At 70.2% G+C, this 12,954-nt stretch carries 7 protein-coding genes; all 7 read right to left on the reverse strand.

Annotation, left to right across the window (positions count from 1 at the left end; all coding sequences use genetic code 11):
* On the reverse strand, positions 1-617 hold a 617-nt coding region (locus tag ACFSOX_RS22295), incomplete at its 3' end, for a cache domain-containing protein (RefSeq protein WP_378480029.1).
* Between the two features lie 382 nt (positions 618-999).
* Positions 1,000-2,676, reverse strand: coding sequence for a methyl-accepting chemotaxis protein (locus tag ACFSOX_RS22300; protein ID WP_378480030.1), 1,677 nt, complete (start codon positions 2,674-2,676; stop codon positions 1,000-1,002).
* Between the two features lie 351 nt (positions 2,677-3,027).
* On the reverse strand, positions 3,028-5,055 hold the full coding sequence (locus tag ACFSOX_RS22305) for a methyl-accepting chemotaxis protein (protein WP_378480031.1): 2,028 nt from the start codon (positions 5,053-5,055) through the stop codon (positions 3,028-3,030).
* A 512-nt stretch (positions 5,056-5,567) separates the two neighbouring features.
* Positions 5,568-7,259, reverse strand: coding sequence for a methyl-accepting chemotaxis protein (locus tag ACFSOX_RS22310; RefSeq protein ID WP_378480032.1), 1,692 nt, complete (start codon positions 7,257-7,259; stop codon positions 5,568-5,570).
* Positions 7,260-7,712: 453 nt separating this feature from the next.
* Positions 7,713-9,401: a methyl-accepting chemotaxis protein gene (locus ACFSOX_RS22315; protein ID WP_378480033.1), complete on the reverse strand. Its 1,689-nt coding sequence runs from the start codon at positions 9,399-9,401 to the stop codon at positions 7,713-7,715.
* A gap of 501 nt (positions 9,402-9,902) precedes the next feature.
* Positions 9,903-11,912 (reverse strand): methyl-accepting chemotaxis protein, encoded by a 2,010-nt coding sequence (locus ACFSOX_RS22320; RefSeq protein ID WP_378480034.1) that lies wholly within the window; start codon positions 11,910-11,912, stop codon positions 9,903-9,905.
* Positions 11,913-12,090: 178 nt separating this feature from the next.
* Positions 12,091-12,894 carry a 16S rRNA (uracil(1498)-N(3))-methyltransferase gene (locus ACFSOX_RS22325; RefSeq protein WP_378480035.1) on the reverse strand — a complete coding sequence of 268 codons (804 nt, stop codon included), beginning with the start codon at positions 12,892-12,894 and terminating at the stop codon, positions 12,091-12,093.
* Positions 12,895-12,954 lie beyond the last annotated feature (60 nt).

Below are 12,954 nucleotides of genomic sequence, written 5' to 3' on the forward strand. Positions count from 1 at the left end.
AGCTCCTTCATGGCCGACGTCATCGCCTTCACGGGCCGCACGAGACCGCGGGCCATCAGGACCGAGACGACGAGCGTGATCAGCATCACCAGCCCGGCGATCATCAGCGACGTGCGCGTGGCGGCCCAGGCCTGCTCGTCGAGGTCGTCGATATAGACGCCGGTCGCCACGGCCCAGCCCCACGGCTTGAAGCCGGCCACGTAGGTCAGCTTCGGCTGCGGCGCCGCGACGCCGGGCTTGACCTGGTCGTAGCGCACATAGCCGTTGCCGTCGCGTGCGACCGCCTCGGCTAACGCCTTGTAGAACCGGAATCCGTTGGCGTCCTTGAAGTCGGACATGTCCTTGCCGGCCATCTCGGGCCGCAGCGGATTCATGACCAGGCGAATCTTGTCGTCGAGAATGAAGAAGTAGTCGCCGTTCCCGTAGCGCAGCACCCCGATCCGGGCCTGCGCGCGCTTCTGCGCGTCGGCCGTCGAGATCCGGCCGGCCTGCGCCTCGGCATGCTCCTCCTTGACGATGCCGATCGCCAGATCGACGAGGTGCCGCAACTCCAGCTTACGCTGCTCCTGCAGGCCCGCTGTCAGCTCGCGTGAATCGAACAGGGCGATCCCGATCAAGCCGAGAAATCCCAGACCGATCAACGCGTAAATGCGAGCCCCGATGGTCAATCTGATTTTCGAAAGCACGGCATGGCCTCCACGGCCCGGGCCGCACCGCCTCGCAACCTGGTGGAGCCACATCGTTCATCGCGAGCGAGCCGGTCCGGCGTCTCCGAGCCAGGCGGAGCGATGCCGATGCGAGCGGCGGGCGAAATGAATTTCCAGATCGGTGTCTACTCGCAGAACGTAAACAAATCACAGCACGATCTTGGACCGGACCAGCAGCGCGGCGACGACCGGCGCCAAAACGCCGATGGCCCGCCGAAGGGCGAGCCATCTGACGAATGGACTCCGAAGCACGATCAGGGGTGGGGCCCCGTCAACTCCCGCCGCTCGCGGCTCAGGCGGCCCGCACCGTGTCGAGGAACTTGGCCACCTCGCTGCGGAGCTGGTTGCTCTCGATCGCGAGCTGTCCGGCGGCGTTCAGCACCTCGCCCGAGGCCGCGCCGGTCTCCTCGGCGCCGCGGCTCACCGCCGTGATGTTGCTCGCCACCTGCGACGTTCCGGCCGCCGCCTGCTGGATGTTGCGCGAGATCTCCGCCGTCGCGGCGCCCTGCTCCTCGACGGCGGCCGCGATGGCGGACGCGACCTCGGCGATCCGGCCGATGGTGCCCGAGATCTCCTTGATGGCCGCGACCGAGTCCTGCGTCGCCGCCTGCATGGCGGCGATCTGGGACGAGATCTCGCCCGTCGCCTTGGCGGTCTGTCCCGCCAGCGCCTTCACCTCGTTGGCGACGACCGCGAAGCCTTTGCCGGCCTCGCCGGCGCGCGCCGCCTCGATGGTGGCGTTGAGGGCGAGGAGATTGGTCTGCTCGGCGATGTCGGTGATCAGCTTGACCACGTCGCCGATGCGGTTCGCCGCGACGGAGAGCTCGCCGACCCGCGCATCGGTCTTCGCCGCCTGACTCACCGCCGCGTCGGCGATGCGGCTCGAGGTCTGCACCTGGCGCGCGATCTCGCCGATCGACGACGTCATCTCGTTGGTCGCGGCGGCCACGGCCTGCACGTTGGTCGACGCCTCCTCGGACGCCGCGCTCACGGTCGCCGACATCTGCTGGGTCGTGTCGGCCGTGCGGGTCAGCGTCGTCGCCGTCGCCTCCAGCTCGGTCGCGGCCGACGAGACGGTGGCGATGATGCCGCCGACCGCCTGCTCGAACTGATCGGCGAGCCGCACCATGTCGGCCTTGCGGGCCGCCGCGGCGCGCGCCTCGGCCGCGTGCTGCTCGGCTTCGAGCCGCCGACGCTCGACCGCGTTGCTCTTGAACACCGCGACGGCGTCCGCCATCGCCCCGACCTCGTCCTTGCGGCCGACGCCCGGGATCTCGACGTCGAGCTTACCGGCCGCGAGGTGGCCCATGGCCGACGTCATGGCCTTCACGGGCCGCACCAGGCCGCGGGCGAGGAACAGCGCGCTGACGACCAGCAGGGCCAGCAGGCCGGACGCCCACATCAGCGCCGTCGCGGCGGCCGCGTAGAACACCTGGTCGAGATCGTCGACATAGACGCCGGTGCCGACCATCCAGCCCCACGGCTCGACGCCGGCCGCATAGGCCAGCTTGGCGGACGGCTCGGTCTTGCCGGGCCGCGGGAACATGTAGCGGACGAAGTCGCCGCCGCGCTTCACCGCGCCGAGCAGCTCGCGGACGTAGTAGACGCCGTTCGGATCCTTCAGCTCCGAGAGATTCTTGCCCTCGAGCTCGGGACGCGGGCCGAGGACGAGATTCACGCCGTCCGGACGATAGACGAAGATGTAGTCGTTCTGGCCGAACCGGATGGCCCGCATCGCCGCCTTGGCGCGCTCCTGCGCCTCGCCGTCGCTGATCTGGCCCTTCGCAGCCGCAGCCGCGAAGCCGCGCGCCATCGAGACGGCGGACTCGACCTGCGACTTCACCGAGGCCATGCGCTCCTGCTCGAGGGCGGAGCGCAACGCGACGAGCTGCACAGCGATGACGGCGAGGCAGGCGACGACCGCCAGACCGACCAGGAGTCCGAGGCGGCGCGTGATGGTGAACGACATCTTTCGTTTCCTTCGGCGATCGCAGGGGCCGGGTCGGACGGTCGTGGACGGCCGCTGCCTCGACGCATCGATCGCGACCGGCTCCGCGTGCGCGGGCCGGGCATGACGATGGTAACAACTTCTGGCTGACAAGATTTAAGATGTTCTGAATTCTCGACAGGACCGTAGCCTGAAATGACTGCGTCCTGCGAGGATCAGTCATCGCGGGACTGCCGTCTTCCGAAGTTCGAAACCGCTGGTGCGAAGCACGCCCGAACAGCCGGGCCGACGCTCGCCCGGCCGACGAGACGGAACCGCCATCGAAGCGGGCTCCGATGGCGGCGGCAGGATCGATCGTCGCGGCGAGGCGGATCAGGCGGCCCGCACGGTGTGCAGGAACTTGCCGACCTCAGCGCGCAGATGCTGGCTTTCGCGTGCGAGCGCCCGCGCCGAGGCGAGCACCTGGGTCGAGGCGGCGCCGGTCTCGCCGGCCCCGCGATTCACCTCGGTGATGGTCGCGGCGACCTCGGCCGTGCCCTGCGAGGCCTGCTGGATGTTGCGGGCGATCTCGGAGGTCGCCGCGCCCTGCTCCTCGACGGCCGCCGCGATGGCGGACGCGATCTCGGCGATCTGCCCGATCGTGCCGCCGATCTCCTTGATGGCGACGACCGAGTCGTTGGTGGCCGACTGCATCTCGGCGATCTGGGTCGAGATGTCGCCGGTCGCCTTGGCGGTCTGAGCGGCCAGCGCCTTGACCTCCTGGGCGACGACCGCGAAGCCCTTGCCGGCCTCGCCGGCCCGCGCCGCCTCGATGGTGGCGTTGAGCGCTAGCAGATTGGTCTGCTCGGCGATCGCCGTGATCAGCTTGACCACGTCGCCGATGCGGGCGGCCGCCTGCGAGAGCTGATTCACCCGCGCGTCGGTCTTGGCCGCCTGGCCGACGGCCTCGCCGGCGATGCGGCTCGAGGTCTGCACCTGACGCGAGATCTCGCCGATCGACGAGGTCATCTCGTTGGTCGCCGCGGCCACGGCCTGGACGTTGGTCGAGGCCTCCTCGGACGCGGCGCTGACCGCTCCGGCCTTCTCCTGGGTGGTGTCGGCCGCGCGGGTGAGCGCGGTCGCCACCGCCTCGAGCTGCGACGAGGACGACGACACCGTCTCGACGACGCCGCCGACCACCGCCTCGAACTCGGCCGCGACCTTCTCCATCAGGGCCTTGCGCTCCTCCGCCGCGGCCGCCGCCTTGCGCTCGGCTTCGACCTGCTGGGCACGGACGAAGTTGTCGCGGAACCCGTCGATGGCGCGCGCCATGGCGCCGACCTCGTCGGGGCGCTCGGTGTGCGGGATGGCGATGGTGAAGTTGCCGTCACGCATGCTGTCGATCACGGCGACGAGCTGGCCGAGCAGATCACGGACGATCCGCATCACCACCCGGCCGAGCACCGCGACGCCGACCAGCACGACGGCGACCAGTGCCAGATATGCGATCATGCTGCGCCACGCCGACGCGAGCATCGCCTCGCCCTCGGCCGCGACGCTGTCGATGGTCCGGCCGACGATCTTGCCGAACAACGCCGTCTGCTGGTCGCCGAGCTCGCCCCAACGCCGGATCTGCTCGGCCGAGGCCGGCTCGCCGGTCGGCTTCGACGCCTTGTCGCGCAGCGCCTGCAGCTCGCGCCCGTTGGCCGCGTCGAACGCGGCGAACTGGGCGACGACCTCGGCCGGCGCGTAGTCGGCGAACAGCTTGCCGAACGGCGCGTTGAGAGCGAGGCCGCGGCTGAGCAGCAGGAAGGTCTCGGGCGGCAGCTTGCCCTGCTGCAGCGACAGAAGGCCGGCGCCGCGCTGGAGCAGGACGCTGTCGGCGAATTGCAGCGTCACGTAGAGCGTCACGATGCGGCGCGACAGCTCCGGATCGCTGACCAGCGCCGAGGCGTTGCCGACGAGGTCGATGGACTGGCCGACGATCGGCGCGCCGACGATCGTCGGCATGGCCACGTTGGTCACCGCCTTGGCATCGATCTGCGTCCACAGATCCTGATACTTGCGCATCTTCTCGTCGAGCTCGCGGACGTGCCGCGCGATCGTCGCGTGCTTCGACGCCTCCGGCGTCACCGCGGCCTGGAAGGCGGCGTATTGCGTGCCGGCGGCCCGACGCAGCTCGTCCACCCGGGCGCGATCGCCGGTGCCGGCGATCAGCTCGCGCTCCGCCGCCGCCTGTCGCGGCAGCAGCGCGGCGTTTCGGCTCGCCGCCACGGCGAGCCTGAGAACCTCCGAGGCGCGTGACAGCGCGGCGTAGCGCGACCAACTCTCGTAGGCCAGCTGGCCGCCGAACACGGCGACACCGACGACGGGGAGGAGTGTCAGCAGGAACAGGAGACGAAAGAGGGGCAATCGACGCATGTCGGGCTCCGCCGCCGGCCATGCCGGCCGGCTGTTTCAACAGATCGTCGCAAAGGGCATCCGGGGAATTCGGGGTGGACGGGGGTCTTAGCCACGGGCAGGTGCGGATGACATCGTCGGAATGGTGGAGCGGAGTGCTTAAAGTCTTATTTATCGAGGTGGTCACACGACCGGCAAGAAAGCAGACCTGTCACTGCAGGATCGCATGTTTCGGTCGTCGACGACCGACCGCACGGGATGATCTCACGTGCTATCGAGCGAACGGTTTCTGATCAGTTCGTTCCGACTGTCCGAAGGCGCGCGCAATGCGGTCCATGGTGCGCTCGGCATCGCGCGGATCACGGCGCGCGCGGCGAGACTCGCCGTCGGGCGGCCGGAATCGCTCGCTCGTCTCGATCGGGATCGGATGCCGGTCCGGCGCGTGATAGTCGACACGCCGATCCGGTCGGGACCGGCGTGTCGACGACGAGCAGGCTCGAACCTGCGGGCCGTCGCAGCGCTCGACGCGCGGCTCAGGCGACCCGCACGGTGCTCAGGAACTTGGCCACCTCGGCGCGGAGTTGATTGCTCTCGAGCGCGAGCTGGCCGGCGGCGTTCAACACCTCGCTCGAGGCCGCGCCGGTCTCTTCCGCCCCGCGGCTCACCTCGACGATGTTCTGGGCGACCTCGCCCGTGCCGGCCGCCGCCTGCTGGATGTTGCGCGAGATCTCGGCGGTCGCGGCGCCCTGCTCCTCGACGGCGGCCGCGATGGCGGAGGCCACCTCGGCGATCTGGCCGATGGTGCCCGAGATCTCCTTGATGGCCGAGACCGAGTCCTGCGTCGCCGCCTGCATGGCGGCGATCTGCGCCGAGATCTCGCCCGTCGCCTTGGCGGTCTGTCCGGCGAGCGCCTTCACCTCCTGGGCGACGACGGCGAAGCCTTTTCCGGCCTCGCCGGCCCGCGCCGCCTCGATGGTGGCGTTCAGTGCCAGCAGGTTGGTCTGCTCGGCGATGTCGGTGATCAGCTTCACCACGTCGCCGATCCGGCTCGCCGCCTGAGACAGCTCGTTGACGCGCGCGTCGGTCTTGGCGGCCTGGTTCACCGCCGCGTCGGCGATGCGGCTCGAGGTCTGCACCTGGCGCGAGATCTCGCTGATCGACGAGGCCATCTCGTTGGTCGCCGCGGCGACGGCCTGGACGTTGGTCGAGGCTTCTTCCGATGCGGCGCTGACGGTCGCCGATTTCTGCTGGGTCTGGTCGGCCGTGCGGGTGAGCGTGGTGGCGGTCGCCTCCAGCTCGGTCGCCGCCGAGGAGACGGCCGAGATGATGCCGCCCACCGCCTGTTCGAACTGATCGGCGAGCCGAACCATGTCGGCCTTGCGGGCGGCCTCGGCACGCGCCTCCGCCTCCTTCTGCTCGGCCTCCATGGCGCGCACGCGGACCATGTTGTCCTTGAACACCTGCATGGCGTCGGCCATGCCGCCGATCTCGTCCTTGCGGCCGACCCCCTCGATGACGACGGAGAGATCGCGGTCGGCGAGCCGCTTCATCGCCGCCGTCATCCGGCTGATCGGGCGCGACACACCGCGGATGATCACGAAGCCGCACGCGACGCAGAGCAGCGTCGCCGCGGCGATCGCCGAGATGATCATGGTGCGGGACATCGCGAACACGGCGGCGCCGCGGTTCGCCTCCTCGCGGCCCTCGCGGACCGTCAGATCGAGCAGATCGGCCAGCACCTTGCGCATGCGCACCGAGTTCTCGCGCATGGGCCCGATATAGAGCGCCTTGGCGGCCTCGAAGTCGTTCTTGCGCGACAGCGCCTGGTGCTCCCGGCTCTTGTCCCGATACGCGGCCCATTCCTTCTTGAACGCTTCGACCAGCGCCTTCTCCTGCGGCGTCGTCGCCAGCCCCTCGTAGGACCGCCACGACTCGTCGATGCCCTTCAGGGCGGTCGCCATCGTCGCCTCCTGGCGATCCATGGCCGCGTCCGACGTCTCCAGCATGTGGGTCGCCTGATTGACCCGGTACTGCTCGATCGACTTCGCCACGACGGCGAGATGCGCGGTCGAGGGCAGCCAGTTGTCGCGGATCTCCGCGGCGGCTCCGTTGACGGTGGCGAGGCGGTCGATGGCGAACAGGCCGAGGCCGGCCGTCACCAGCGCGACGGCCGCGAAGGCGACGACGATCTTGGCACGAATCGAGAGAGAGAACAGTTTGGTCATGATGGCGTGTCCGGCGAGGTGTCCACGCCCCATTCAGCGACCGCAGACATTTCGAAACTTTTAAATGAATGGGAGTCGATGGCAACTTCGCTCGATTTTTCATGGCTTTTATGTCGAATGGCGAACTGGATGCCGATCCGAGCGGGAACATAATCAGTTCAGACTAAGATGAATGCCGTAGCCGGACCATGCTGTATTATATTGCGTGAGTTGAATGCTCTGGGACGCCGACCATCCTCGCGCGAATGAGATCGTTCTCCTCGCCGCGCGCAGCCTCGGGTCTCGGCTGTGCGGCATGAGGCTCGTGGCCCGACGCGCCTCGTCCGGGGCACGCCGCCGAATGCCGGGCCGGTCGTCTCGTTTTTCAGGACGCACAGGTCATGAATGACGACGCGGCCCGGCGCACAGAGCGCCGAGCCGCGTGACCTGGACGAGGCCGTCTTCCGCGTCGTCTCACGCCGCCCTGACGGTGGCGAGGAAGTTCCCGACCTCGCTGCGCAGATGGCTGCTCTCGCGGGCCAGCTGGGCGGCGGCGCTCAGCACCTCGTCGGAGGCCGAGCCGGTCTCCTCGGCGCCGCGGCTCACCTCCGTGATGGTCTGCGCCACCTGGCTGGTTCCCGCCGCGGCCTGCTGGATGTTGCGCGAGATCTCGGCGGTCGCGGCGCCCTGCTCCTCGACGGCCGCGGCGATGGCGGACGCCACCTCGGCGATCTGGGCGATGGTGCCGGAGATCTCCTTGATGGCCGCGACAGAGTCCTGCGTGGCCGCCTGCATGGCGGAGATCTGCGCCGAGATGTCGCCGGTCGCCTTGGCGGTCTGCCCGGCCAGCGCCTTCACCTCCGAGGCGACGACGGCGAAGCCCTTGCCGGCCTCGCCGGCGCGCGCCGCCTCGATGGTCGCGTTCAGCGCGAGCAGGTTGGTCTGCTCGGCGACGTCGGTGATCAGCTTCACCACGTCGCCGATGCGTTGCGCCGCGAGCGACAATTCGCCGATGCGCGCGTCGGTCTTGGCGGCCTGGGTCACCGCGGCGGCGGCGATGCGGCTCGAGGCCTGGACCTGACGGCCGATCTCGACGATCGAGGCACTCATCTGATTCGCCGCGGCGGCGACCGCCTGCACGTTGGTCGACGCCTCCTCCGAGGCCGCGCTCACGGTGGCGGACATCGTCTGCGTCGTGTCGGCCGTGCGGGTGAGCGTCGTCGCGGTCGCCTCCAGCTCGGTCGCCGCCGACGACACGGTCGCGATGATGCCGCCGACCGCCTGCTCGAACTGATCGGCGAGCCGCACCATGCCGGCCTTCTGCTCGGCCGCCGCGCGCGCCTCCGCCTCCTTCTGCTCGGCGGTGAGCCGCCGGTTCTCGATCGCGTTCGTCTTGAACACGGCGACAGACTCGGCCATCGCACCGATCTCGTCGTCGCGGCCGAGACCCGGGACGGCGACGTCGAGCTCGCCGTGCGCGAGGGCTCCCATCGCGACGCCCATCTCACGCAGCGGCCGCGTGATGCTGCGCGCCAGCGCGACGCCGACGAGAAGCGTGATCAGCAGAATCCCGCCGGCCATCGCGAACGAGGTCCGCGCCGCCGCCCAGGTCTGGGCGGCGAGGTCGTCGACATAGACGCCGGTGCCGATCACCCAGGCCCACGGCGCGAAGCCGGCCACGTAGGAGAGCTTCGGCTGCGGCGTGTCGGAGCCGGGCTTCGGCCACTGATAGGCGTGGAAGCCCGCGCCGTCGCGACGCACGATCTCGACGAAGCGGACGAAGAGCGGATTGCCGCTCGGATCCTTGAAATCGCCGAGCGTCTTGCCGTCGAGCCGCGGCTGGGTCGGATGCATCACCATCCGCGGCTCCATGTCGTTGATCCAGAAGTAGTCGCCGTTGCCGTAGCGCAGCACGGCGATGCGCGCCTTGGCGCGGGCCTGCGCCTCCTCGGTGCCGACCCGGCCGCCGGCGGTCGCGGCGTGCTCCTCCTTGACGATGCCCATCGCGAGCTCGGTGAGGTGCTTCAGCTCCATCTTGCGTTGCTCGGTCAGGCTCGAGCCGAGCTGACGCGAATCGAGCACCGCGAGGCCGATCAGGCCGAGCACGGCGAGCGCGATGAGCAGCACGATCTTGCGGCCAATGGTGAAGCGAAGGCGCGGCATTGTCCCCAAATCCCCCAAAATCGACAGGCGGCGGACGCGAGCGGCGGTGAGGAGGCCCACCCCGATGTCGCCTCGCCAAAAAGACGTAGTCTTGGAGGATCACGCGGAATGATTAACAAAATTACGCGAACGGCGCGAGCCTGCGTCGCGCGGCAATCTCGCCGCTAGCCGTGATGAACTAATCAGGCCACGACGACGGCGCGGCCGGAGCACTCCGGATCGATCGAACGACCGGCCGCCGACGGAGGGCCGCCGCGAGACGGAGGCCGGTCCGTCACGGGCCGGCCTCGTCTCGAGCTCGGCCTCACACGGCCGGTGGCGCGGCGACCGGCTGCTGTGCCCCCGGATTTCGGGCCGGAACGCGGGGTGACGTCGACCGGCCCGGCCGCGTCCGTGCGACCGGGGCGCGGCCCCCGCAATGTGCCCGTGTCGTTTCGGACCCCGTCACGGGGCGGGACGACCACCTCGACGAGAACCGTGCTCCGACCTCTCGCCGGACCGTCAGGCGGCCCGGACGGTCGACACGAAGCGGGCCACCTCGGCCTTCAGCCGGTTGCTCTCGCCGGCGAGCGACTGCGCCGCCGACAGAACCTGGGCCGAGGCGGAGCCGGTCTCGCCGGCGCCCACCTCGACGTTGCCGATGTTACGCGCCACCTCCTCGGTGCCACGCGCCGCCTGCTGGACGTTGCGAGCGATCTCCTGGGTCGCGGCGCCCTGCTCCTCGATCGCGGCGGCGATCGAGGAGGCGATCTCGGCGATGCGGCCGATGGTGCCGCCGATCTCCTTGATGGCCGTCACCGACTCGCTGGTCGCCGCCTGCATGCCGGTGATCTGGCTGGCGATGTCGCCGGTCGCCTTGGCGGTCTGGGCGGCCAGCGCCTTGACCTCCTGGGCCACCACCGCGAAGCCCTTGCCGGCCTCGCCGGCGCGGGCCGCCTCGATGGTGGCGTTGAGCGCCAGCAGATTGGTCTGCTCGGCGATCGCCGTGATCAGCTTGACGACGTCGCCGATCCGCTGGGCCGCATGCGACAGCTCGACGATGCGGCTGTCGGTCTTCTCGGCCTGGCGCACCGCCTCGGCGGCGATGCGGCTCGACTCCTGCACCTGACGGCTGATCTCGTGCACCGAGGCGGTCATCTGGTCGGTCGCCGAGGCGACGCTCTGGACGTTCGCGGACGCCTGGCCCGACGCCGCGGCGACCGCGGTCGACAGCGCCTGCGTCGTCTCGGCCGTGCGGGTGAGCGTGCCGGCCGCGGCCTCGAGCTCGGTCGAGGCCGTCGACACCGTCTCGACGATCCCCCCGACGGCACCCTCGAAGTCGCCGGCGAGCTTCTGCATCAGCGCCTTGCGCTCGGCCGCGCCGCGCGCCTCGGCGGCGTGCCGCTCGGCCTCGGCCTCCTCGATCCTGATCAGGTTCTCCTTGAAGGCCTGCGCGGCCCGCGCATTGTCGCCGACCTCGTCGCGCCGCTCGACATAGGGAATCTCGACCGTCTTGTCGCCGCCGGCGATCTGCATCAGGACCGCCGTGATGCGGCGGATCGGGCCGGCGATGCCGCGGCCGATCAGCCAGGCCATCAGGGCGCCGAGCACCAGGGCGGCCGCCGCCAGGATCTGCTGCACCCTCACGGTGCCGGCGATGGTCGTCTCGGAAAGCTTGCGCGACGCGGCGAAGTCGGCCTGCAGGCTCGCCTCGGTGGCCGCCGTCTTGGCCTGCAGCCGGTCGATCGCCGGCACCATCTCGCCGGCGAACAGCGCGTCGCCGCGCTCCAGCGCCGAGGCGAGCAGGGCGAAGCCGGATGCGTAGGCGGACAGCGCGTCGCGTACCGGCGACAGCTTCATCAGCACGTCGAGCGGCAGATCCGACTGCTGCATCAGGTCGAGCACCTCCTCGGCCTTCGCCACGGCGGCCTTGAACACGGCCGGTCCGGCGGCGTCGCGGATGGCGAGGAAGCGCCAGTTGGCGACCCGCACGGCCTGGACGTGCTTGTCGAGGTCGGAGAGAGCCAGCGCGAGCGGCAGGCTGTCGTTGCCGCGCGCCGCCTCGATCATCTGGGTGACGGCGGCGGAGAGCGCGTCGCCGCCCGCGAACAGCTTCTTCCGCTCGCCGGCGATCTCCCGGCCGAGCCCTTGAAGCTTCTGGCGCAGGGCCTCGTAACCGGCGACGCCGGTCTTGATGTCGCCGTAGAGGGCACGGCGCTCGTCCGAGCGGGTCGCCGCCGACGCTTCGTCGAGCATGGCCACGACGTGCTTGGCGGTCGCGGCACCGTCGGCCAGTGCCGCCTCGTTCCCGTCCATCTTGTACTGCAGCGCGCTGCGCCGCATCGCCTCCAGATCCTTCCCGATCTGCAGGCTGCGGATGGTGTTCTCGGAGAGGGCGCTCATCCGCTCGACCGACGACCCGATCGTCGCGAGACCGTAGCTGCCGAACACGGCGAGGCCGACCGCGAAGACGAGCGGGACGGCGAAGCCGGAATAGATACGGGCGGACAGGCGAAGGGTCGGGAGGGACATGACCGGTTCCAGCGAGGGTTAACCCGGCTCGGGTCATAGACTCGTCGCCTTAATGCGAGGTGAAGTCCAGGCGCCGCCGTGACACAAAAAGCCACCTGATTTCGCTTCGATTTTTCTGTTGCCGCGACCTGCCCTTCAGAATTGCACACCCCGTCGAGGCACACGCCACGACCTGCGTTCAGCCCGTCGAGCCGGGCGCGACGCCCCAGTCGCCCAGCACGGCCTGGACGAGGGCGAGCGCCGCCACGGCCGCCGTGTCGGCGCGCAGGATGCGCGGACCGAGCGCGATCCGCACCACCCCGGGGCGGTCGAGCAGCACGGCGCGCTCCTCCTCGGAGAAACCGCCCTCCGGCCCGATCAGCACGGCGAGCGGCCGCGGTCCCGCGGTCTCCGCCGGAGCAGATTCCCCCGGGGCCGGCCGGCGGGCGGCGGCGAGCGCCGCCACCGGGTCGGCGACCGGGGCGTCCTCGTCGCAGAAGATCAGGGTCCGGTCGGGCGACAGCGCCGCCAGCGCCTTGTCGAACGCCACCGGCTCGGCGACCGCGGGCAACGCCAGCACGCCGCATTGCTCGGCCGCCTCGATCACGTTCGCCCGCATGCGCTCGCTGTTCACCCGCTCGGCCTGGGTGTGGCGCGTCACCACCGGGGCGAGGCGCGAGGCGCCCATCTCGACCGCCTTCTGCACCAGATAGTCGAGCCGGGCGCGCTTGAGCGGGGCGAACAGGTAGTGGAGATCGCCCGGCGGAGTCTGCGGCCGCGTCGCCGCGACCACGGCGAGCGCCATCGACCGACGCCCCGCCTCGGCGAGCTCGGCCCGCCATTCACCGTCGCGGCCGTTGAACACCAGCACCGGGTCGCCGGGCTTGAGACGGAGCACGTCCCTGAGATAATGCAGGGGCGCGGCATCGAGCGGCACCCGGACGCCGGGGGCGAGCGGCGCCTCGACGAACAGGCGCGGACTGCGGAACTCGTAGCGCGGCATCGCGCTCCTCCGGGATTGGCGGTCCGGGCGTACCGGACGCCGGGACCGAACGCGAGGGGA

This window comes from Rhodoplanes azumiensis, assembly GCF_042682915.1.
GTDB lineage: Bacteria > Pseudomonadota > Alphaproteobacteria > Rhizobiales > Xanthobacteraceae > Rhodoplanes > Rhodoplanes azumiensis.